The sequence below is a fragment of the Pseudohalioglobus lutimaris genome (assembly GCF_002866825.1).
GTDB classification, from domain to species: Bacteria; Pseudomonadota; Gammaproteobacteria; order Pseudomonadales; family Halieaceae; genus Halioglobus; species Halioglobus lutimaris.
Genome location: NZ_PKUS01000055.1, coordinates 1 through 370 on the forward strand (window position 1 = coordinate 1; position 370 = coordinate 370).

The 370-nt window shown below is 51.1% G+C and carries 1 protein-coding gene; it reads right to left on the reverse strand.

All coding sequences use genetic code 11. The features are described 5' to 3' along the window. Window positions 1-339 (reverse strand): polysaccharide lyase domain-containing protein (locus tag C0039_RS21275; protein ID WP_207796504.1); only part of this gene is annotated, 339 nt, incomplete at its 3' end. Window positions 340-370 lie beyond the last annotated feature (31 nt).

Below are 370 nucleotides of genomic sequence, written 5' to 3' on the forward strand. Positions count from 1 at the left end.
TGCGCATTGAATTTTTATTCCGGCATTGCTCGAGTGCTGGAAGCGATTGTTTCGAAAAGCAATATCGCTGACATAAGACTGGCACCTGCCGGAACTAGCCCCTCCCAGTTTGACCGTTCCGGCACTTTGGAATGTTAACCCCTCGAACGCCCACCAACGGACATCTACCAGTCGAGATTCAGAACTCTTACTAATCACCGGTCGCTCATTGCCATAGGGGCGCACCAGAATTGGCTTGGATGCAGTACCACTTCGATACTTTGCCGAGCTCAAATAAGGAAACTCTCTATACACTCCAGACCGCACTAACAGTGTGTCGCCGGGCTGGAGCTTCTTCATAGCATATTCCAGATCAGCAAAGGGGGCGCTG